Raw genomic sequence first — 21,774 nt, 5'->3', positions numbered from 1 at the left:
AAACTCCGGTGCAGCCCCAGCAAGGCCGGCCACCTCGTCAAGGCCATCGCCGTCCTACAGAACTACGAGGTCACCCGAGGATGAAAAAGGGTCAGTGATGATCCGCTGGTTCGTGTGCTCGTTGAACCGTCCCTTCCCGAAGAGATATTCAACGAGGCGGACGGTGTCCTTACCGCGCTTGGGGGTGATGAAGGGGATCATGAGCGCCGCCTTGACACGTTGCGGATCTCTGCTGCCGCTTCCGAGATCCTCTTCGTGGCGGCATTGGCCGCCGTTATCGCCGCGAACGCCTCCGCCGGCACCTTTCCGGTTCCGTTCGCTATCCGAGCGAGCTGGTTGATGTTGGTTCCGATTCGCCCAACTAGGCGCCTCAACGCCAGGAGCTCATCGATGAGCGCCTTTCTCTCGGCCACACCCTGTCGCGGATCGAGCGTTGTTTCAGCGAGCAGCCAAGGAACGCTGACCCCTGCCGCTTCCGCCTTGGCACACACGATCGCGTTCTCTTCGTCGGTCAGACGTACGTGATAGCTGTGTTTCCTGCCTCCGACTCTCCGTGCCCGTCTGCGTCCTTGGTTGATATCAGTCATGTGGTGGCTCTCCAGGTGGGGCTATGGAACAACCTGGAGATGCCAGCAAGGACCTCGTCCTGTGACTCCCGTCGGAGAGTCACCAGGTACACCCCGGCTGCGGCCGGTTCTCGCTGCGAGGGCTGTCGGCAACAGGTACCTGTTGCCATATCTTGCTCCCGGTTATCAGGATGTAGGCAACACCTCTTCAGGAACCTATTCGTGTTACGTCCCATCGAGACCAAGGTAGTCCCGTTCGACCCGAAGCATTCGATGGTCTGCCTCAGATACGCGGGACTGCTGAACGTCCGAACGTCCCTTCTCAACCGACTTTCTCCCTGGGCCTGGCGCTGGTAGGGAAAGAAGCGATCTTGCATGAGGCGAGGTACGAGTAATTCTCATCTGGCGTATCGGCTGGCGGTAGGTTCCTGGTTGGCGTCTCGTTGCCAGGACGTTTTCCTGTCCGGCAGCCGCTCGAATTCAGAATGTAGATGATCGTGGACCTCCGGCCGATGTTGTCCCCAGAAGTTTCACGAGGGCGATCAACCGGGACTCCAAATCAGGGCACGCCGCGACAGCGTGCCCTGATCGGCGTCAGGCTGTGCTTAGCCTAGCTATGGTTGACCTAGGAAATGATGATCAGTGGTCGCCGGCTCGGGCGGGGTCATGTCCTGAACGGCGTTCTCGGAGCGGATCAGCTCGTCGATTTGGTCACGGTTGGTGTCGTAGGCGATGAGGAACGCCTCGACCATTTGAGGATCGAATTCGGTTCCGGAGCACCGGCGGATCTCTCGGAGCGCGTCCTGGGCAGAGCGGGCTGCCCGGTAGCTTCGCGTACTAGTCATGGCATCGAAGCAGTCGGCGACAGCGATGACCCGGGCCACTTGAGGAATGCCATCGCCTGCGAGGCCGCCCGGGTACCCCATCCCGTTGTACTTCTCATGGTGGTATCGGATCCCCGACATTGTCTCCTGTGCGAGCAAGCCCCGTACCGAGCCGGGGGCTTGGTCGAAGAACTCCGGCAGTTCTTCGACGATCAAGGCGCCGCGTTCGGTGTGTTCCTGGATGGCGCGGAACTCCTCATCGGTTAGGGGCCCGGACTTGGCCAGGATGGCGTCGGACAAGGCGAGTTTGCCGATGTCGTGGAACAGACCGCCCAGGCGGGCGGCTTCGAGCTGAGTGGCGGTCATGCCGAGCTGCTGACCGAGGAGGACGGCCAGACGTGAGATGCGCACGAGGTGTCGGTGCGTGTAGGGGTCCTTGCCGGCCATCGCGACCATGAGCACCCGTTCGAGGTCCGCGGAGGTGACGCGGAGCCCGGGCAGTGGCGCTGCCGGGATGTTCCGGTAGGCGGCTTTGAGGATGGCGCGGTGTGCGCGGACCTGGGCGACACGGCTTTGAAGGGTAACCGGGCTGGCATCGGCGAGCTGGTGCTTCAAAAGGTCGGCGAGAAGCCCGTCAGGGTCGGTGAGGTCGGTGGCCTCGACACACAGGTCGAGGATCTGGAGCGGATCGCAGTCTCCACGATCCAGGCTGGCCAACGTCCGGTCGTAGGTGGAGATGCTCGTGTCGATGTCCTCCGCGAGTTCTCGAAGCCGCTGCCTGTCGATCGGGTCATCTTCGAGGCGGTGGGCAGCTGCGAGGAAAGCTTGCAGGGCGTCCTGCGTACGGTGCGGGTCGTGGCTTGCAGCAGCCATCTGCCGGATCTCATCGTCGATGTTCATCGTGGTGGCTCCTTTCCCGGCTGGCTGTCGTCGGCCTGTTGGTCGTTGTCTCGGCATTGCGTGAGGGTTCGTCGGGCGTCGCTGAGCTGGGATTTCACTGTGCCGAGGCTCAAACCCAGCACCTCGGCGGTCTCGATCACGGACAGGTCCGCGATCAGCCTCAGGCCCGCGACCGCGCGCTGCTGCGGAGGGAGTCGCCTGAACCAGGCGGCGAGGGTGCGCAGGAGATCAGCGTGCGCGTAGTGATCCACTGGGTCGGCCATCAGCTGCAACACGCCTTCGTGGTCGTTGCGGCCGCCGGACCGGTGCAGTTTGGCGGCGTACCGGTACCAGAGCCGGATCGCGACCTTGTACAGGTAGGCCTTCGGGCGGTCGTAGTAGACGATGGTCGACCACCGCTGCCGTACGATCAGAAAGGCCTCTTGCACGATGTCGTCGCTATCGCTGTCCGGGCATCCCTGCGCGATGAGATAGCAACGCAGCCCTCGGTGGTGGGCCACGAAGAAGGCCGCCAGGCCCTCGTAGTCGACTCCATCCAGCAAGTCCTGCCCTCCCGGCCGGGAAGGACTCCGGCCCAGCTCCGTCATGGCCTGGCCCCAGCCTGCTCGGCACTTTCTGGGCCGGTGCCCTCGGTGTCCGCGCAGACCGTCCGCGGCACGATGACCTGGACGGTCGCGGTGAATTCTGGTCTGCCCAGGAACGTACGGGCTAGATGCGCACCTGCCGCCACGATCGTGACCCACGCGGCAACCGTCTCGGGATCGATCCCTAGCACCACTCCGGGCCACCTCCTTTCGACGTGCCTCATGTTGATGCCCCTAAGAGCACCGAGCATGAAGAAAGGTTGGGTCAGCTCTGGCCAGTTCGCGCGAAGGCTCACCGTCCACCCGGCAGTCGCCGAGGCAAGGGTACAGACGACCGCCGCCACGGCCGACCGACCTGCGGCTTCACGGATCCATGATTTGGCGCCCTGCCTCATGATCAACGGGACCTGCCAGCAGAACCTGCCGTCCCACCTATCTGAGGCATCGAGATCAGGGCCTTAGATCTGCCTCATGATCGGCGGGACGCAAAAAAAAAATCGCCCTCAACCGCCAGTCCGATCGCACCTCGCCCTACGGATAAGTGAGCCGCCCCAAGCGCGCAAGGAGACGCATCGACCCCTGGTATTCGATCGAATCCAACTAATAGTGCCAGGCAGATACTTCTATCCAAGAATACCGGTAGCCGTTTCGCCCCAGGTACGGAAAAGTGAGTATGTGATGCATTTCGATCCAGGCCGTGAACTCATCCTTGGCGCAAGGACGGAGCGCAGCCTGCGACAGGAAGACGTTATATCGGTCGAGCATTTCGCCAATAGTTCCGGTAGCGAGTGATCCATAGGTCATGACGGCAGACACAATTAGTTTCGCGAGGTCATAGCCGAATGGTGCAAGGGTGAGGGTGTCGAAGTCGACGTTGACTGGTTTGCTTCCTTGGTCGATAAGGATATTGCGGAGGTTCGTGTCTTTGTAGACCGCTGGGGGCAGGGCATCTGCATGGGAGATCCAGGCGCGAACCGCTTCGGCGGTCAGCCGGGTGCGTGGTGGGTTCGGTGCGGCCAACAGCTCAATCAACCTCTGCTCGCGGCGATGGCTGAAGCCGGGAATGGTGAGCCCGCTGGTGGTGGGGTGCGGTTCGTTCATCGCCGCCCCAGCCAGCTTTCGGTGGGCCTCCACATGAAATCGGGCAAGTGCAACCGCGAGGTCGGGAAGATCCGCCGGTGCGGGGTGGTGGCCGTCCACATGAGCAAAGACCAGATCGCGACCATCGCGGTGGATCAGGTCGGGGACGGAGATCTGCCCGACGTCGCGAAGCCAGTCGTAGTTCACGGCGGCTGCCGCGGCTGCCGCTGGACTGGAGTAGGTCTTGGTCCAGGTTCGGTTCATGGGTGGCCAATCACGTAGGTGATCGTGGCGGTGGTCGTGACGGCGCCGTCGGGCAGGCGCTTGCGAAGCGCTTCGGAAAGCGCCGCGGCATCTCGGAGCTTCGAGGGGAGCACATATTGGGGGCAGGTCACCAGGTAGGCGGCGGTGTGCATGAGGTCGGCGAAAGTGAAGGTGTGGGTCTCGTGCTCAACCCGGCTGACGGTCAGACCGCCTTGTTCGGCGAGGTCGGGCAGGTTCTCGCTGCCGGCGTTCTCATACAGGCTGGGGCGGTCTCGCGCACCGGGGTCGAGTCCTGAGCCTGCGAGGAGGTCGGCGAATTCGCGGTAGCTGTCGGCGGCCTTGGTCACGAGGATCGCGGTGCCGCCCGGCCGGAGGGTTCGGGTGATCTCGCTGACCGCTTGAGCGGGAGTGGGCGAGTGGTAGAGGCACATCACGGCGACGGCCAGGTCGAGGCAGTGGTCGGCGAGCGGCAGGTGGTGGAAGTCGCCAGTCAGGACGCTGACGCCCAGGCCGGAGGCCCGTTCCCGGGCGGCGGCCGTCATTGCTGGTGAGCCGTCAAGAGCGATGACGCGGGCGAGCGGGTAGCGGCGGGCGATCCGGACCGTGGTGCGTCCCTGCCCGCAGCCGATGTCGCAGATGTTCGGCCGGATGGGCAGATTCGCGTCGTCGGCGTGTTCGAGGATGACGTCGCTGATGTTGCGGCCGCCGATCTTGGCGGTCAGGAGCGCGTCGCTGCGCTGGCGGGTGCGGTCCTCGGTCGCGTACAGGCCGGGGACGTTCTCGCCGAGGAACGGGTGACTCACTGAGTCACCGCCTTACTCAGACCGGCGCGGGAACCTATCTCGGTCAGGCCGGGGCGATGGCAGCGAGCTGGGCGACGAGCCGGTTGGCGGCGCGGCGGGAGGTGACGATGTGGACGTCGGCGTGCTGGCCGTGTTCGGCGATCAGCTCGCGGACGCGCGGCGCCATCTCCTTGCGGTAGCCCCACACATACTTGATGAAACCCCAGGTGATGCGGTCGTAGACGCCGGTAGCGTCGTTCTGGCCGCCGCGGTTCTTCATGCGGCGCTGGGCGATGCCCCACAGGCAGGTGGTCGCGGGCAGGTCGAGGAAGATGACGGTGTCGGCCCGCTTGAGCCGGATCGGCAGGGTGCCGGCGTAGTTGCCGTCGATCACCCAGCTGTCGGCGGAGACCAGCTCTTCCTGAAGCGCGGCGAACTTCGCGGGGTCCATCTTGTTCCACTGGTCGTCGTAGTAGACGACGTCCAGATGGGTGATCGTGGTGCCGATCTTGTCGGCGAGCTGCCGTCCGATGGTGGTCTTGCCCGATCCGCCGCATCCGATGATCGCGATTCGCTGCATGGGTCAACGCTACCGATCTGTCGTGGGGGCCGGGGCGGAACGCGCTCACCGGTCTGCCCCTGCCGTGAGGAGTTCTTCCAGGGTCTTGACCTGCCGGGACGCACGCATCAAATCGAGCCGTTCCAAGCAGGCCGCCAGCAGTTCCGCCCGCTGCGCCGGTCCGGCGACGGCAAGATCGCCGATCAGGTCGGTGGCCTCGGAACCGCTGGAGACGATCAGGTTGTCGGGGAGAAGCCGGTCCGCGGACCGGAACTCAGCCGGACACAGCGGGAGGCATCCGGCCAGGACCGCCTCGAACAGCCGCTGCGTCATTTGCCCGGAGGTCAGGTGCCGGTCGGGCAGCAGCAGGATCGTGGTCAGCGCCATCCCGTACAGGTCGGCGACCTTGGAGAACGGGACGCGGCCGAGGAACCGGACGTGCGGCCACCGTCCCGTGTCGTTCCACTTCCCAGCGACCAGGTGATCGGGGTGAATCGCAGAGGCGGGGGCGAAGTACCGGTCGAAGCAGTCGTCACGGTCGTACTGGTTCCCGACGTAGGCGAGCGTCCACCGCCGCTCCCTCGCGGTCAGGGCGGCGGGATCGGCCTGGTCGAGCGCTTCGTCGGCGACGGGGAACAGCAGCGATTCCGCGCCCGGCGACGGGTGGAGCGCAGCCTCGCACACCGTGACGTTGCCCAGGGCCCGAAGCCCATCGTCGGCGGGGAGTTGCCGGTCCTTGTCCCACAGGATGGTGGGGAGGCCGTCACGGGTGTAGAAGTCGATGAGGTCGGCCTGTCGGTGCAGGTCGCACGTGTGACCGGGCGTCTCGCAGGGGGTGGTGTTGCGGCCGGGGATCGGCCACCGCCACTCCAGCATCAGCGTGTCGATGGCGGGGAAGCCGTGGGCTTCCCAGGTGTAGGGCAGTTCGGTGCCGGCCTCTACGCGGTCCCGGTCGGTCTGGAGGAACACGACGTCATGACCCGCGGCGGTGAGGGCGTCGATGAGGGTGGCGCGGTGGGAGCGCCCGCCGTCAGGGGTGTCGGTAATCCCCTCGCCGAGGAATCCCCAGAAGCTATAGCCGATCCTCACCGGACGTCCTCTCGGGTGTACCAGCGGCGGTCGATGAGCAGGGCGTCGAGCCCGGACTCCTTCAGGCAGTCCAGGGCCATGGAGGCGGTCCCGCAGATCGGTTTGCCCTTGATGTTCAGCGAGGTGTTGATCAGCACGGGGACTCCGGTGAGGGCGTCGAACTCCTTGAGGATGTCGGCGAGCAGCGGGTTGCGGTCGGCGTCGACGGTCTGGACGCGGGCGAGCCCGTTGTCGTGGAACACGGCCGGGATCATGGTGCGTCCCAGGTCGGTGCCGGGGACGGCGATCGACATGAACGGCGAGGACGCCCCGCCCAGGGCGAAGTAGGAGTGAGCGTGGTCGGCCAGGGCGACGGGTGCGAACGGCCGGAACGACTCCCGGTATTTGATGTCCCGGTTGAGCCGGTCGATCACGTCCGGTAGCAGCGGGGAGGCGAGGATCGACCGGTTTCCCAACGCACGGGGCCCGGCTTCCAGCGGGCCGTTGCAGACCCCGACGATCTGGCCGTCGGCCAGCGCGGCGGCGATCCGCTGGGCGGGCGCGAGTTCGGCCCGCCCAATGATGCCTTCCATACCGGGGCTGGACCTCCCCACATCGAAGGGTGACGGCCCGAGGTAGCAGGCGCCCACGACGCCGGCGGGGATCGGTTCGCCGCGGTCGGCCAGGACGGCGAGGGCCACGCCGAGCGCTGTCCCGGAGTCGCCGGGCGCGGGCGGCACGAACACCTCCTCGAAGATTCCTTCCGCGAGGATCTTGCCGATGGCAACGCAGTTCATCGCCACACCGCCCCCGACGCACAGCCGAGCCGAACCGGTCGTGTCGCGGGCCGTCCGGGCGAGCGCGAGCATCACCTCCTCGGTGCGCCGCTGCAACGCCGCCGTCAGGTCCATGTGAACCTTGGTGATCTCCTCGTGGGGGGCGCGGGGCGGACAGGTGCGGGCGATGAACTCCTTCGAGACGCGTGGCCATCTGCTGGAGATGACGCGCAGCGGGAACAGCCGCGGGTCGAGGGTGAACCCGTCGGGCGTCAGCCGGATCGCCTGGGTGAACAGGTCGGCGAACCGGTCGGGGTCGCCGAGCGCGGCCAAGGCCATCACCGTCCCTTCCTCGTCGGCCTTCCGCCAGCCCAGATGCTGGGTGACCGCGCCATAGGCGTAGCCGAGGCTCGCCGGATCGTGCAGCGCGCGGACCAGGTCCCAGGACGGCACCCCGAGATCGTCGAGACGGCCGTGAGCGATGGTGGTGGTCTGGGTCTCGCCGAGGCTGTCGACGATCAGTACGGCGGCGTCGTCGAACCCGGAGGCCGCGAATGCGGTCAGCCCGTGCGCCCGGTGGTGGAGGACTTGGGTGAGGGCAGCGTCGGAGAACCGGCGGCGGAGCGCGTCCAGCCGCTCGCGTTCGTTGGCCGCGACGGTCAGGAAGGAGCGGGCGCGCGGGATCGCCCGCCGCATGGTGGCCGGGCGGAGCAGGTGGGCGAGCGCGCCGGGGGCGGCGTCGCGATAGAGGTCGTGGCGGAAGTGCAGGGCCACGGTCTCGATGTCGGTGGGGTAGAGGCCGGCCTTGGTGAGGAGCCAGTCGATCCCGCGCTTGGGGTAGGACTTGTCGTGCTTGATCCCCGACAGACGTTCCTCTTCGACGAGCCCGACGAGTTGCCCGTCGACGATCAGGGCGGCGGCCGAGTCGTGGGTGAAGGAGCACAGCCCGAGCACCGGGCCGCTCATGACGCGGCCCGAGCGACGGTCCGGGCGCTCTGCCAGGCGAACCAGCGGGTCATGGCGTCCGCCATCACCCCGCCGCCGCTCGCCTTCTCCCGTGCGCCGTCCTGGTCGTGGTGGCGCCACAGCCGGAAGGAGGCCATCACGTCGGCCAGGTCGTCCCACGCGCCGACACCGACCCGCTCACCGGCGATCACCTGGTCGAGGAGCTTGTCGAACCCATCCCACGGGACGGTGAGCGGCTCCATCGGCGTGACGGCCGAGCCGCCGAGCGCGGCGACCTGGCGGGCAGCGTCGTGTTCGGGCTGGTAGAGGTGCAGGGAATCGACTTCGTGGTGCCAGTACCCGACCCGCGCGCCAATCCATCCGGCCATGAGCTCCAGCAGGACGGTGGCGGCGAACATGTCGTAGGGCAGGCCCCGCCACACGTCCTGGCTGCGCATCGACGTCACCATGTAGAGGGCGCCGTCGCGCAGGTAGAAGCGGTGGCCGAGGGTGCAGGGAATGTCCCGTTCATCGGCCAGGTCCCGCGCGGGGTCGAAGATCGTGAGGACCGCGCGGCGGGTGTCGGGGTCGTCGCCCAGGAGGGTGCGGACGCGGTCGAACTGGTCGATCCCCGCCCACGAGCGCAGCCGTGGCCCGTAGGCGCCGTGCGGAGCACCGTTCCCGACGTACTTGGCCAAGGCGGAATTGAACTCGTGGATCCAGGGGGCGTCCGAGCCGGACAGGATCCACAGGGTCTCGGCGACCGCGAACGCCGGGTTGATGATCCGGTGCGGCGGAAGGTCCACGAGGCGGTTGCGGGGATCGGCCAGCCGCAGCGACGATCCCAGCACCTCCCTGGTGGGCAGGCCGCGCGGGGCGGTCGCGCGTCCCTGGGTCAGGACCCGCGTGCACGCCTCCACGCACAGGTCGTTCGCGGAGCGGAAGGGACGGATAGCGGGCGGAGCGAGCTGTTGAGTGATCACCGGTTCCTCATCGCGTCAGGGGGTTGAGGGTCGAGTTCGCTGGTCAGCGGTCGGCCGCGGGCAGGCTCGCGTCTTCGGCGAGGTGCGTCCACAGGGCCTCCAGCCCTTCACGCAGGCCGATGCGGGGTTCGAACCCGATGACCCGGCGGGCGCGGGTGAGGTCGGCGCGAACCCCAGCGGCGTCGCCGGCGCGGGCTCCGGCGGGCTGCCACGTCACCGCCTGGCCGACGATCTTCCCGACGAGTTCGCCGACCTCGCGGAGGGAAGCGGTGTCGGCTCCGGCGGCGTTCACGACCTCACCGCAACCGGCCTCCAGCGGAGCGGCCAGGGCGGACAGGACCGCGCCGACCAGGTCGTCGACGTGGGTCCAGGAGTGCGGGGCGGTGCCGTCGCCGAACAGCGGCATCAGCTCTCCGGACATCGCGGCCCGGAACATGCGAGCGACGACCATGTTCGGGTTGACGCGGGGCCCGAACGCGGTGAAGAACCGCAGCGCGACCGTGCTCATCGTCGAGCCGGGGCGGCGCGCATAGGCGGTCGCGAGCCGTTCGGTCGCCAGCTTCACCACCCCGTACGGAGAGGTCGGCTCCGCCGGGACGTCCTCCCTCGCGAACTCGCCGCCCGGCCCGTATACGTGCGCAGAGGACGCGACGACGACGCGCGGCACCTGGGCGGTCCAGCAGTGGTCCAGGAGCCGCTGCGAGCTCAGCAGCGACGCCGCCTGGTCGGGAAAGCCGGGCCCCCAGGAGGCGGCCACTTCGGTCGGGGCCGCCAGGTGCACGACGGCGTCGGCCTCACCGAGGTAGGAGGCGACGGCCTCATCTCCGGAGTCCACCGACAGCAGCTCGAAGCCGCGACGATCCAGCAGAGCGGCAAGGACGTGAGCGGTACGGGGGTCATGGTCAGGCTTCACGCGATCGACGCCGAGCACCGACACACCGGGCCGGGCGAGCAGCGCCTCGGCCAGGTGCGAGCCGATGAACCCGCACACGCCGGTCACGACGACCAGCCTCGGGGCGGGAAACTCGGTCTTCGCGGAACCGGGCTCAACGAGCATGTCGTCTCCTCAACAGACGAAAGATGGTCTTCTCACCGGCGGACAGCCGGGAGGGAATGCTGGTCAGGCAGGCCAGGAAGGCCGGGGACAGGTTCAGATCCGCGACCTCGGCGTCCACGCAGGCACCGATGAGCCGTCCAAGGCGGTCCGGATCCGATCGGGAGCCGACGGTGGTCACGCGGGCATCGCGGGCTGTGGACGGCGGCTGGCGAACTCCTGCTCTACGTGCCGCATCTGGAACCACAGTGAGCGGGGGTCGCGGTCGGTGAGGATCACCTTCTTGCCCGGATCCCACAGCGGCATCGCCACCAGGGCACGCCCGGCGACCGTGAACGACACGTACCAGTCGGGTTCGGAGGCGTTCAGCCGCTGCGCGATGGTCCGGGCGCGATCGATCAACGCCTTCTCATCCGCAAGGAGGCGGGCCACCCGCCTACTGCCTGAGCGCACCGACCCCGGTGGTGCGGCTGCCACGGCACCACCTGGGAGACCGCTGAGGTGCTCGGGCTGTTCGGGGCGGAGGCCGAGAGCGCGCAGCGTGAGGTGAGCGAGCTTCTTCAGGCCCATGAGCCGCGTCCTCGGATGGCGGCCTGGACAGCGGCAGGGCTGGATCGGTGCGAGGCTGCGTGCGTGAGACTCATCTGGTGGTCTCCGGTTCCGGAATGTGCAACACGGTCAGGTCGAGCGCCCTCGGGGTGGGCGCTGGAGGGTGCGGCGGCGCGGGGGAAGCCGGGTGTCGCGCCGCCGCACCCGTGCGCATGCCGGTCCTCACCCCTCCGCGAGGGCCTTGGCGTGCGTCCGGGAACGATCAGTGAGCTGCGGTCAGGCGGCTGGCGGCTCCGGCAGCGGGGGGTCAGACACCGTCATGTAAGCGACGACCCTCTTGCCTCCCCGGTCCGGGGTCGGGACGATCTCCCAGGCGGTAGATAGAGCAGCGATGATCAGCAGGCCGCGACCGTTGATCTCCTCATCGCCGGGACACCGGACCGTCGCGGGCATCTGCTCGCTTGGATCCCACACATCCACGACCAGGTACGGTGCCTTGATGCCGACCCGTACCTCGATCCATCGGCCGACCGACACCGTGACGGCGTTGGCGACCAGCTCGGTGACGATGGTCGCCACGTCACTGACCGCTTCGGCGCTGAACCGGTCCTGATCCAGAGCCTGAACGGTGGCCTTACGAGCGACCGGGACGAACGGCTCAGCGGCGACGAAACCCAACAGGAGCTTTAGGTCGAGCGCCGCAGCGGCACCCGGCCTTGCCATGACGAGTTCGGCGTCGCCGCCGTACCCGTGCAGGGGCTTGGTGACTTCCTGGCAGGTGGTTTCCATCGGATCAGAACCGTTCGGTAGGGAGCCCCTCCGAACAGGCCGTTTCCGGCGGCGGCGGAGCTGATCGACTAACGCAACGTTCGGGATCGAGTGAACGCCCTGTCAGAGGTCCCGGTCACCGGGGTTCGAGACATTGTTCCTATGCACCCTCGCAGCTCTGTGACCTGCGGATCTACTCGATCCGAACCCGGTCGTATGTCGCGGTGACGAGCTGCGCCCGGTTTGTACTGTTGCCGCGAGCTCCTGTGGGCGTTCACCCTGACCTCAGGAGCCGCAATCGCAGGGGGAGACCGCGATGAGTGGAGCAGGACGACAAGCCGTCAACCGGCTACGTGCCCGGATGCTCGAACAAGGCCGGGGCGTGGAGGAGATCGCCGGAGAGATCCGGCACCTGACGAGCTGCTCATCGCTGGCCGCATTCCGAATGGCGTGCGGCCTGTCCCAGCCCGAAGTGGTGGAGCGGTTCGCCAAGACGTCGCCATCTGCGGTCATGGACCAGCCGTTGCTCTCGCGGATTGAGGGTTTCCCCGGCGCCGGGTCACGTTCTCCACAGGCCACCCACATCATCGCGCTCGCGACCCTGTACGGAACCAGCCCACTGCGGCTCATGGACCCGGACGCCCTGGACCGTCTCGAAGACCACGAGCGGGCGGTCCTGCTCCGCTGCAACGCCGCCTTCGCCTCGTATACGCCGGCGGAGCCCCCCGCACCGCGGTCGATCAGCGAGGCGGTTTCCCCAATTTCGACGATGACGTCGAGGTCGCGGCTGATTCCCGCGACAGAACATCTGGAAAGGCAGGTAGAGATGGCAGCACGCCGTGCGCTGCGATTCAGCGTGACCGTCGAGGGCTCCAACGTCGGCCCCGAGACCTTGGACCAGCTCCGCGACGAAGTCTCCAGAATCGCAGCCGCCTACCCCCAGCAGCCCCTCGCGGTGCTCCTCGGCGACCTCATCGAACTCCAGGATGTGGCGTTCCGGCTCCTGGAGGGCCGTCAGCGACCGAGCGAGACGACCGAGCTGTACCTGCTGGCCGGCGCGATCAGCGGAATGCTCGCCAAGGCCAGCCACGACCTCGGAGACCCGCACTCAGCGATGGCCCAAGCCCGCACGGGATATGTGTGCGCCGACAACGCCCGCCACGACGGCCTACGCGCATGGACACGCGGCCTCCAGTCGATGGTCGCCTACTGGGCCGGTTGGCCCAACGACGCCGTCCGCTACGCCCAGCTCGGCCAGGACGCCGCCGCCAGCGCACAGGGAACATCCTCGGTGTGGCTCGCAGCCCAAGAGGCCCGCGGCTGGGCCGTCCTCGGCGACGCCGACCAGACCCACGCCGCGATCGGCCGCGCTACCGATGCCCGCGACCAAACCACCCCGGACGAACTCGACCAGCTCGGCGGAATCATGACCTTCTCCCGCCCCCGCCAGCTCTACTACGAAGCCGACGCCCTGGTCTGGCTCCCCGGCGCCGAGGCCGCCGCCGCCCAAGCCGCCAGCGCCGCCGTCACCGCCTACGAGAACGCCGAACCAGGCGAACGATCTTTCAGCGATGAGGCTGGCTCCCGCGCCGACCTCGCACTCGCCCGCATCAACTCCGGCGACCTCGACGGCGCCGCCGAAGCCCTAAGCGACGTCTTCAGCCTCCCCGTCGACCACCGCATCGGCGGCATCCTGGCCAGCGTCCGCCGCGTCCATGAGGCCCTCCGCACCCCGACCCACCGAACCTCGCCGACCGCCCGGACAACGCAACTGGAGATCGAAGCGTTCTGCCAAATCCCAGCCTCGGCAGCCTTGCCCCCAGCCCGTTAGCCTCACAGACATGTACCCGGTCACCGTCCCCGGCCAGCGCCTCGTCCTGCGCGAGTTCACCCCCGCCGACGTCGACGACGTCCTCAAGATCTACGGCGACCCTGTCGTCACCGAACACCTCAGCTTCGAGCCCCGCACCCGAGACCAGGTCGTCACAACCATCAAGTCCGTGACCACCGCCGCCCAAGCGGAGCCGCGCACCGAATACTCCCTCGCCGCAGCCCTGACCTCCACCGGCCAAGCCATCGGCTTCGCCCGCCTGGCCATCGACACCCAGCACCCAGGCCAATCCAGCGCCCAACTCGGCTTCGCCCTCAACAAAGACCACTGGGGCCACCACCTAGGCGAAGAACTCCTCGCCCTCCTCCTCCACCTCGGCTTCGACGACCTCAACCTCCACCGCCTATGGGGAGCGCGTAGCCCTCGGAACACCGTCTCCGACCGCCTGATGACCAAACTCGGCATGATCGAGGAAGGCCGCATCCGCCACCACCTCAAGATCCGAGACCAATGGCGCGACTCCGTTGTCCATTCCATCCTGGACGACGAATGGTGCTCCCCCGGGCGCGGCTGACGCCACTCGAAGCGCAGCCCTCCTAACGCCCCATGCCACCCCTGCACCATCTGCTGCCTTACCCACGAGGCTACGAAGCGATCATCAAAGCCATGGGACTCTGGGTAACCTACCTCACGCACCCCACGCGCCCAGTTTGGGTTACCTGATGCCACAACTCGATTTCCGCAATACCACACGCGGGGCAGATCAAGGGAAGCTACTTTCATGACTTGATGATTCGAATTATTGAATGATATCCCCTAGCGGCCCATGACGACCAAAGATTCTATCAGGGGGAAAGGCAAGATCCGGGTTCGGATTTCGCCACAAAAGAAGATCCGATCCCCTCCTAGCCTCAAAGTCGAGGCATAGTCCAGCTTCAACACCGGCAGTTGCACGCGAGACTCGACTATCCTCCAACCGGATTTCCTGAATGCGCCCCCAGCGCATTGAATGACCACCACCTAGAAGGACGCAGTCGCCCTCCGAAACAGGCGAGCCGAGGGAGTTGATTACAACTATCCTATTTCCCCTGAAATATTCAGACGGCACTCCGAGGGAGACGGTTTCACCATCATCAATTGACCTATTCAAAATCGTTTCAGCTAGGCTGGCGACGAGGCCAAGTGCGACAGCTTCTATAAAATCGACCTTGGCTATGAGACGCTCGTACGACTGAATCTCTTCAGGGATTGCCCTATGGGAAACTTCATTACGACGCTCTACGAGGTCTTCCAATTCGCTCTTAAGTGCGCTGGCGAGTCCTCCCTGCGTGGGATTTCCTGTGCAGTCATTCCAATTCGCGATTGCATCTGAGCGATAAATCTTGCTCTGTAGATCTGGAACCGCCCATTGAAACAGTTCACATAGAGAGTCCCAGCGAAGGTTCGAGTTATGAAGTGCTATTAGTTCGAGTTTCAAATCAAAAGAAGGGGAGGATTCATCAAGGCATGACGCTAGGCTCTTAGCGACATCAAGCTCAGTTATTTCACGGTATCTTCCACTGCCAAGATTCTGATTCAATAGGAGCGAGGCATTTCGTATATACCTGCGCCGGAGATTTGCCATCTGCTCGGCAGGCAACCTAGGAGCATCAGCTAGCAGCATCTCGCCGAACCTTAGAGCTACACGTTCGGCAAAATTCTCGAAAGATGCATAGAGGGCGGAGATGCACCCGATGTAAGCGAACCTACGTTGATCAGCTGTTTGCCTTTCCTCCGAGCCAACGCTAAGGAATCGACGAATCTTTTCGAGGTTAACCGCCAGCTCGGCATATTGCAATATCATATGAGTTTGTCGATCTAGCCTGTGATTGAGGCCAACGCTGCGCCTAGCGCGGCAATCGCATAATCGTTGCGCCGACGCGCATTTGCCGTATTCGTCTTCCGTCCAGCAAAATCCTGAGCATGACTTTCGTACATCTCACTGATTGCCTGCCGTACTAGTCCGGCGTTACTTGCAAGCAGCTGCCTTGCTTCCCTGTCCAGCGCCGAACTTGCATACATAAGAGCGTCGTAGGCAATCTTACTGAAATGGCGACTGCTTCCCTGGACCTGGAATGCCGTTGGGCCGCTAACCGCGTACCAGAACTTAATATTATCAACAAATAGCTGATCGTAGCCATCCAGTGTCACTGGATTAAACCTGTTCCCCATCACCAAAAACTCATCCAAGAAATCTGATATGCGATTTAGGCCCTGTGAGAACTTGTCGAGATGGCGATAGGCATAGAATCGCAAGACGAGCTCCACATCCTCCATCGACTCAAACATCTTTCGCCCCATATTGGTAATCTCAACGCCGTCTGAATCTTGCCCAGGCGTCACGATTTCCGTATCGTCTGAATCTTCGTCACCATCTGGACCTATGGTTGACTCTAGTGGGGTGCCCAGCATGGCACGCAATTCCGTCGTCCGTGACAGTTTCAAGCAAAGGTCATTAAGTGGCCCATTGTAAACAGCATTGCGGGTCTCCTGGCCACTAAGTCGCACGCCACCAGAATTCAACCTCTCGAAGACCAATTTTTTGAGGAAAGCCGCTTGCTCTTCATTAGCAGCTGTCTCGTTCAGCAGGATGATCGACGACAAGTACCTTCGGTCAATTCCGTCGCGGATTGAACTGGGCAGAGTGCTATAAGTCCTGCCATTAAGTTCCGGCCAATACTGAAGTTCCGTCAGCGTAAGGGAGCCGTCATAGAAATCCATCAGTGCTGTCAGGCGCTGACGCCCATCCATCACCTCGAAACGTGCCAGCTCGTATTCATATAGAAACACCGGGGGGACCGGAACGTTCATCAAGAACGATTCAATTAGTCTAGACTTCCGGCCGTCGCTCCATCGGTGGCGTCGTTGATACTCAGGGTCCCTCTTGTACTTTGCTTCCCTCGTGCCCGACTCTGTCTCAAAGGTGTCTGTGAACATAGTAAGAATCTGATTCAATGGGTAGCGGGCTTGTTCTACGACAATGCGAACACCTTCCTCAACATATCGCCTATTTAGCTGCGCGTCACTAAGGTGTGGTGACTCCTTCGGCCTCAGCTCATCTATAGTCTCCCCAGGTAGAAGGGAGACCTGGAGATTAACCTGGTGATCTTTGGGTCCCATCAATACTCCTTTTGTATCGATTTATATTAATCCCCGTGTCGAGTAGCGCGGGTGTAACTGCACCTGTATCATTACCACCCATGACGGTGATGGCGGCAGTTCCCTCCTTTAGCTGGCCCGAAGATGCGCTGCGACTGAACGCCGCCTGCCCGTACTACACGATGTTTCCGTTGGACTTCCCGCTTGAGCAGCTTGCCGCCCACCCCCAGACCACCCGAGTGTTGGACCCGTTCTGCGGCCGTGGCACCACGCTGTACGCCGCACGTCTTGCTGGACTGCCGTCGGTGGGTATCGACATCAACCCGGTGGCCGTCGCCATAGCTCAGGCTAAGCTCATCCAGGTCTCGCCCGCAGCCGTAGTCAGACTTGCTCGGCAGATTCTCGACGGCGGCAGGTCGGGTGAGGTTCCTGGGGGTGAGTTCTGGGAGTGGTGCTTCGAGCGTGAGACTCTGCTTGAAGTCGTGGCGCTGCGTGATGCCCTGCTAGAGATGACCACGCCGACGGCGGCGATGCTGCGGGCGGTCATGTTGGGCATCCTGCACGGCCCACGCAATAAGAACGTTCCGTCGTACCTGTCGAACCAGATGCCGCGCACCTACGCCTCCAAGCCGGCCTACGCAGTGAAGTTCTGGTCCGCGCGCGACATGGAGCCGGTCCGCATCCCAGCGCTGGAGGTAATCGAGCGGCGGGCCAAGCGTCTGCTTGAGGCCGCCCCTGTCGCCCATGGCGGGACGGTCTATCTCGGCGACTCCGTCGAGACCCTCAACAGGCTGCGGCAGAAGTTCGACCTGGTCGTTACCTCGCCTCCGTACTACGGCATGCGTACCTACGTTGCGGACCAGTGGCTGCGCTCGTGGTTCCTCGGGGGTCCTCCGGAGGTCCCTTACGGTACGCACGGGCAGATCGCTCGTCAGCCGAACCAGGAAGCGTTCGTCCAAGCTCTGGCCGAGGTGTGGGCCGCTACCGCCCGACGCTGTCGCCAAGGCGCTCGGCTCGCCATCCGCTTTGGCGCGTTGCCTTCCGCGCGTACGAACCCAGAGCAGATGCTCCTGGCCTCAGTGAGGGAAGCGAAAGCTGGGTGGGTCGTCAAGGAGGTTCGCCACGCTGGCACCCCTCCGAAGCGCACACGACAGGCCGAGCAGTTTGGCAAGGCGGGCTCCGCCATCGATGAGATCGATCTTGTCGCCGAGCTGACCTGACTTGTCCGCTGCTGGGTTAGCCCAGATATTTCCGGAACTACGTAACGGATTGTCGGACCCCAATATCATGCTGTAGGGCCGGGCGAGTGAATGACTTGCCTGTGACAGTGCGAGCGTGGTGTGGGGAGAGGCATGTTCGATGCGGACCAGATCAAGCAGCTCAAACAACTGATCGGCGACCAGGTCGAAGCCGGTCGCACGGAGCTGGATAAGCTCGTCGACCAGTCCCGTGCCATCCGCTCGGAGGTTCGGGTGATCAAGCCGCGGGCTGCTACGTCGGTCGCGCTGATGGCCTCTGACGGCGGCAACAACAAGGTCGCCTTCAACCCGTTCTACCTTCAGGTCGTCCGCGTCGTGGACTCGAGCGGCAAAGAGCTGTGCATGGAGGTCGTCTCCCCGATCTCCGACATCGATGCTCTGAGCCGGCGCCAGTTCGATGACGGCACTCCATGCACTGCCCTCGGCAGGATGATGCTCGGACTCGGTGTCGAAAGGCTCCAGGACCTGTCGCCAATGATGTCCGGCAGGTCTCCCAGCTGGGTGCAGGTCTTCCGGGACCTGTGCGAGTGGGCCACCCTGTATGACCTAGTTTGCCACCGTGACTACGCGGTCGACACCTTGATTGTCCGCGACGGCCTGCTGCGCAGCAAAATCTTCCACGGTGAACTGTTCGTGAAGATGGGCGAGCTGATGTACGAGGCCATCGAACGGATTCGGCGCGATGACCGCCGCAAAGTGTGGCTGGTGGGACTGGCGAAGAAGACTCAGGTCCTGGAGTACTACCGGCTTGCGATTTCCCTATCCGGCGTGTTCGACAACGGTGCCGCTTGCTTCGCCAAGGTTCCTTCGGAGATGCTGGATAAGGTGTATTTGTGGGATGAGTACACGAGGAGCATTGAAGACGAATCCAAGGGGGAGAAGCCGAAGTTCAACATCGGCTCCATGTACTTCGTCCGCTTCGGGCCATACTTCGGCGACCCCATCTGGACCGTGGACGTCATGTCCCGTCAGGACAAGGAAGCTCAAGCAATCTTCGGCTACCTGCAGGCCGACGCCGTAGCAGGCTTCCCGATCCCGCTCTACCCGAACTGCATCCAGCAGGCTGACAGCTTTTCTCGCGTAGCCGATCTGGACATGGACATCATCGAAGATCAGCTCGTCGATGCCGTGCGAGACCAAGTCGGCGAAGAGAAGGCCCCAGTCATCGACGCCCTGCGGCTCGCCTCTGACGTGGCCGCACGCCGCTACGAGTAACGTCCCTTTCGTCCGCCCCATGTACTGGAGCAATAACCGTCATGAGCCTGTTCGAACGCGACAAAGTCGTCGGTACCTTCCGCGGTTTTGCCGAGAGCGGCATGGAGTTCCACGCGGATCTCGTCTTGCCGCATCACGACGACTTTCAGACCATGGCCATGCACGGCCAGTTCGTACTTGTCCAGCTCGAGCATGAGCGTGAGGCGATCCTAGGGCGGATCACCACCATCTCCTCCCAGGGACGCCTGGTGTCCCCCATTGGAGAGGACTACGCCACCCGTGCTGTGCGCGACCAACGGCCGATCCCTGACGAGTTGCGTGAGCGCTACCTGAAGTACAAGGTCGATATCCGTATCCTCGGCGTTCTCCGTATGGAGGGCGACAAACACATCTTCGTCCCCAGTCATCGCCGCCTCCCGCACGTCGGGGCCCGAGTCGCACTTCTGGGAGACGATTTGCTCGCCGAGGTCGTCAACGCCAAAGAAACCGACGACGGTGCAGTGCCTATCGGCTACCTTGCCTTCGGTGAGTTCGTCTACGCCGGTAACGACAAGCGCGTAGGCGACACCTCCTGGATGCAGATTCAGCATCCCGCGATCATGCCAACCTTTCAGATCGACAAGCTAGTCGCCCGCCGCAGCTTCGTCTTCGCCCGCGCTGGTTTCGGAAAATCGAACCTCGTGAAGCTGCTTTTCTCCGCTTTGTACGAGCACCAGCCCACCGTTCCTCGCCGCTCTGGCGAGGCCCCTGTCGGCACGGTCATCTTCGACCCAGATGGCGAATACTTCTGGCCCGACTTTAAGGGTAGGCCGGCGCTGTGTGACGTCCCGCACTTGAGAGACAAGCTGGTAGTTTTCACCAACCGCAAGGGGCCCAGCGACTTCTACCAGTCCTTTGTCGTCAACGGCGTCAAGCTGAACATCAAGGAACTGCAGGCTTCGCGCGTGCTCGGTATCGCGCTGCCGCCCGAGAAGCAGGACCAACAGAACGTCGTCAAGCTCAAGGCCCTTGACGGGCCTAGGTGGAGCCGTCTCGTCGACCTGATCCACCGCGACAAGTACGGTGCCGACCGCGACCAGGTCCGGGAGATCCTGAACCTCAGCGAAAGCCAAGAGGCCGAAACCAACGCCGCGATCGGCAACATGACACGCGTCGTCAACGCACTCCACGACCCGGACAGCCAACTCCTGAGCGCCCTGAAGGATTGCCTGTCCCAGGGCAAGCTCTGCGTGGTGGACATCTCCCAGATGCGTGGTTCTCAGGGGCTCCAGCTCGCTGGTGTAATCCTCGGCGACATCTTCGAACACAATCAGACCCAGTTCACTGAGGCAGACCCTAGGTCTATCCCCACCATCGCAGTCATCGAGGAAGCCCAATCCGTCCTCGGGGGGTCCAGCCAGAGCGAGGACGGTCCCTTCGTCTCCTGGGTCAAGGAAGGCCGCAAGTACGACCTCGGCGCCCTGCTCATCACGCAGCAGCCGGGCAGCCTGCCGCAGGAACTCCTCAGCCAAGGCGATAACTTCTTCGTCTTCCACCTGCTTTCGCAGGGTGACCTGATCTCTCTGAAGAAGGCCAATGCCCACTTCTCTGAGGACCTGCTCGCCACCCTGCTCAACGAGCCGCTCGTCGGCAACGGCATTTACTGGTCCAGTGCGCCCGGCACCGACCGCCACTCACGCCCCTACCCCGTCTCCGTGCGCGTCCTCAGCTTCGAGGACTCCTACAAGATGACCGACCCCGATTACTCACTCCCGGCCCCCGACAGCTTCGCTGCCCAGGCCCGGACCGCCGTCGAGGAACGACGTTCCGAGGCGCGTGCCGCTTCCGCCAGCCTGGCAGCCTCTCACCCCCAGAGCACCACGAGTCTGGCAGCCGGGGAAGATCTCGCGGGAGACGACAGCGCGATCGCGATCGTCCACCTGCGCGACAATAAGTCCGAGTTCCACAAGATGATCAATAGCCCTCGCGGCATCAAGTGGGGCCATGTCGGCCACATGCTGGCAGAAAAGGCACCCGCCCACGCTCAGCGCGATGGATCATCAGTCGCGTGGGGCATGAGCCTGGTGAAGCAGGCGCTTGATCAGCTCTACCCCGGCCAGTGGGTGTCCGCCGCCCGGGAAGACGACAAAAATCCCGGGAAATACCCCAAGTTCATCTGGCTCAAGGTGCATGCACCGAAGGTCGAGCCGGAAGCGAACCAGAAGGACGGCGGGAATCAGCGCCACCCCCTCCTCGACGCCGTCGAGACTGGGGAGGAACCGCCCTTCTAGGCTCGTGCCGTTTCGACGGGCGACACGACCGTGTCGCCAATCGCCGTAACCGGCCCGTCGGGCTCGGCGACGTCAAGCCCTCGTGTTCTCCGTCTGGATGAGCCGAAGAATGGTTCGATGCCAGTCTGCCGACAGAACCCACTCAGCCGTCACGCCGGTGAGGGCAAGGCGGAATAGCCATGCTCGATCGTGATGCAGTCCTGGCCGGTTCATGAGTTCTCATCGCGCTCGTAGCACGCGACGAAGGTTCCGGGCCAGCGACTCCGCCTCCCGAACGACAGGCCCGGCTGGCCTCGCTGGCCCGACAGCGCGAACAGCCTGGAGAACATCAGGGCACAGCGCTTCTAGGTGCCCCCGAG

General features: G+C 64.3%; 20 protein-coding genes. 5 read left to right on the top strand and 15 right to left on the bottom strand.

The window, feature by feature from the left end; all coding sequences use genetic code 11:
- Positions 1–197: 197 nt before the first annotated feature.
- From ABD785_RS23030 to ABD785_RS22970, 13 genes are all read right to left on the bottom strand, one after another.
- The gene (locus ABD785_RS23030; protein ID WP_344831760.1) at positions 198–587 is read right to left on the bottom strand and encodes a plasmid mobilization protein; all 390 of its coding nucleotides are present in this window, start codon (positions 585–587) and stop codon (positions 198–200) included.
- A 593-nt stretch (positions 588–1,180) separates the two neighbouring features.
- On the bottom strand, positions 1,181–2,290 hold the full coding sequence (locus ABD785_RS23025) for an HD-GYP domain-containing protein (protein ID WP_344831758.1): 1,110 nt from the start codon (positions 2,288–2,290) through the stop codon (positions 1,181–1,183).
- Positions 2,287–2,877 carry an RNA polymerase sigma factor gene (locus ABD785_RS23020; RefSeq protein WP_344831757.1) on the bottom strand — a complete coding sequence of 197 codons (591 nt, stop codon included), beginning with the start codon at positions 2,875–2,877 and terminating at the stop codon, positions 2,287–2,289. The genes ABD785_RS23025 and ABD785_RS23020 overlap by 4 nt, the downstream gene beginning before the upstream one ends.
- A gap of 597 nt (positions 2,878–3,474) precedes the next feature.
- The gene (locus ABD785_RS23015) at positions 3,475–4,161 is read right to left on the bottom strand and encodes an aminoglycoside phosphotransferase family protein (protein ID WP_344831755.1); all 687 of its coding nucleotides are present in this window, start codon (positions 4,159–4,161) and stop codon (positions 3,475–3,477) included.
- Between the two features lie 53 nt (positions 4,162–4,214).
- Complete coding sequence (locus ABD785_RS23010; protein ID WP_344831752.1) at positions 4,215–5,021, bottom strand: class I SAM-dependent methyltransferase; 807 nt, start codon at positions 5,019–5,021, stop codon at positions 4,215–4,217.
- Between the two features lie 43 nt (positions 5,022–5,064).
- Positions 5,065–5,580 (bottom strand): AAA family ATPase, encoded by a 516-nt coding sequence (locus ABD785_RS23005; protein ID WP_344831749.1) that lies wholly within the window; start codon positions 5,578–5,580, stop codon positions 5,065–5,067.
- A 45-nt stretch (positions 5,581–5,625) separates the two neighbouring features.
- Positions 5,626–6,648 carry a glycosyltransferase family protein gene (locus ABD785_RS23000; RefSeq protein WP_344831748.1) on the bottom strand — a complete coding sequence of 341 codons (1,023 nt, stop codon included), beginning with the start codon at positions 6,646–6,648 and terminating at the stop codon, positions 5,626–5,628.
- Positions 6,645–8,369 (bottom strand): carbamoyltransferase family protein, encoded by a 1,725-nt coding sequence (locus tag ABD785_RS22995; RefSeq protein ID WP_344831746.1) that lies wholly within the window; start codon positions 8,367–8,369, stop codon positions 6,645–6,647. Before ABD785_RS22995 ends, ABD785_RS23000 begins: the two co-directional genes overlap by 4 nt.
- The gene (locus tag ABD785_RS22990) at positions 8,366–9,331 is read right to left on the bottom strand and encodes a thymidylate synthase (RefSeq protein WP_344831745.1); all 966 of its coding nucleotides are present in this window, start codon (positions 9,329–9,331) and stop codon (positions 8,366–8,368) included. The genes ABD785_RS22995 and ABD785_RS22990 overlap by 4 nt, the downstream gene beginning before the upstream one ends.
- Before the next feature lie 43 nt (positions 9,332–9,374).
- The gene (locus tag ABD785_RS22985) at positions 9,375–10,388 is read right to left on the bottom strand and encodes an NAD-dependent epimerase/dehydratase family protein (RefSeq protein WP_344831744.1); all 1,014 of its coding nucleotides are present in this window, start codon (positions 10,386–10,388) and stop codon (positions 9,375–9,377) included.
- Entirely contained in the window at positions 10,378–10,566 is a 189-nt protein-coding gene (locus ABD785_RS22980; protein ID WP_344831742.1) for a hypothetical protein, read from the bottom strand. Before ABD785_RS22980 ends, ABD785_RS22985 begins: the two co-directional genes overlap by 11 nt.
- Positions 10,563–10,787, bottom strand: a complete 225-nt coding sequence (locus tag ABD785_RS22975) for a hypothetical protein (protein WP_344831740.1) — start codon at positions 10,785–10,787, stop codon at positions 10,563–10,565. The genes ABD785_RS22980 and ABD785_RS22975 overlap by 4 nt, the downstream gene beginning before the upstream one ends.
- A 423-nt stretch (positions 10,788–11,210) precedes the next feature.
- Positions 11,211–11,723: an ATP-binding protein gene (locus ABD785_RS22970; RefSeq protein WP_344831739.1), complete on the bottom strand. Its 513-nt coding sequence runs from the start codon at positions 11,721–11,723 to the stop codon at positions 11,211–11,213.
- 361 nt (positions 11,724–12,084) lie between these two features.
- Here ABD785_RS22970 and ABD785_RS22965 point away from each other — a divergent pair, with 361 nt between their 5' ends.
- A complete protein-coding gene (locus ABD785_RS22965; protein WP_344831737.1) occupies positions 12,085–13,533 on the top strand; it encodes an NsdA family TPR-like regulatory protein in 1,449 nt (482 codons plus the stop codon).
- A 10-nt stretch (positions 13,534–13,543) separates the two neighbouring features.
- On the top strand, positions 13,544–14,107 hold the full coding sequence (locus ABD785_RS22960; protein ID WP_344831736.1) for a GNAT family N-acetyltransferase: 564 nt from the start codon (positions 13,544–13,546) through the stop codon (positions 14,105–14,107).
- A gap of 225 nt (positions 14,108–14,332) precedes the next feature.
- Here the strand turns inward: ABD785_RS22960 and ABD785_RS22955 are convergent, their stop codons facing one another.
- Entirely contained in the window at positions 14,333–15,376 is a 1,044-nt protein-coding gene (locus ABD785_RS22955; protein WP_344831734.1) for a HEPN domain-containing protein, read from the bottom strand.
- Between the two features lie 14 nt (positions 15,377–15,390).
- Positions 15,391–16,509, bottom strand: coding sequence for a DUF262 domain-containing protein (locus ABD785_RS22950; RefSeq protein WP_344831731.1), 1,119 nt, complete (start codon positions 16,507–16,509; stop codon positions 15,391–15,393).
- Positions 16,510–16,772: 263 nt separating this feature from the next.
- On the opposite strand from ABD785_RS22950, the gene ABD785_RS22945 reads away from it, so the two are divergent.
- The 3 genes from ABD785_RS22945 (at position 16,773) to ABD785_RS22935 (ending at position 21,415) form a co-directional block, all read left to right on the top strand.
- Positions 16,773–17,891 (top strand): DNA methyltransferase, encoded by a 1,119-nt coding sequence (locus ABD785_RS22945; RefSeq protein ID WP_344831730.1) that lies wholly within the window; start codon positions 16,773–16,775, stop codon positions 17,889–17,891.
- Between the two features lie 132 nt (positions 17,892–18,023).
- Positions 18,024–19,145 (top strand): hypothetical protein, encoded by a 1,122-nt coding sequence (locus tag ABD785_RS22940; protein WP_344831728.1) that lies wholly within the window; start codon positions 18,024–18,026, stop codon positions 19,143–19,145.
- Between the two features lie 41 nt (positions 19,146–19,186).
- Entirely contained in the window at positions 19,187–21,415 is a 2,229-nt protein-coding gene (locus ABD785_RS22935) for an ATP-binding protein (RefSeq protein WP_344831726.1), read from the top strand.
- The last annotated feature ends 359 nt before the right edge of the window (positions 21,416–21,774 follow it).

The organism is Actinocorallia longicatena (assembly GCF_039534125.1).
Classification (GTDB): Bacteria; Actinomycetota; Actinomycetes; order Streptosporangiales; family Streptosporangiaceae; genus Actinocorallia; species Actinocorallia longicatena.
Note: the sequence above shows the minus strand (reverse complement) of the source record. Positions and strands in the feature narration are given on the sequence as shown.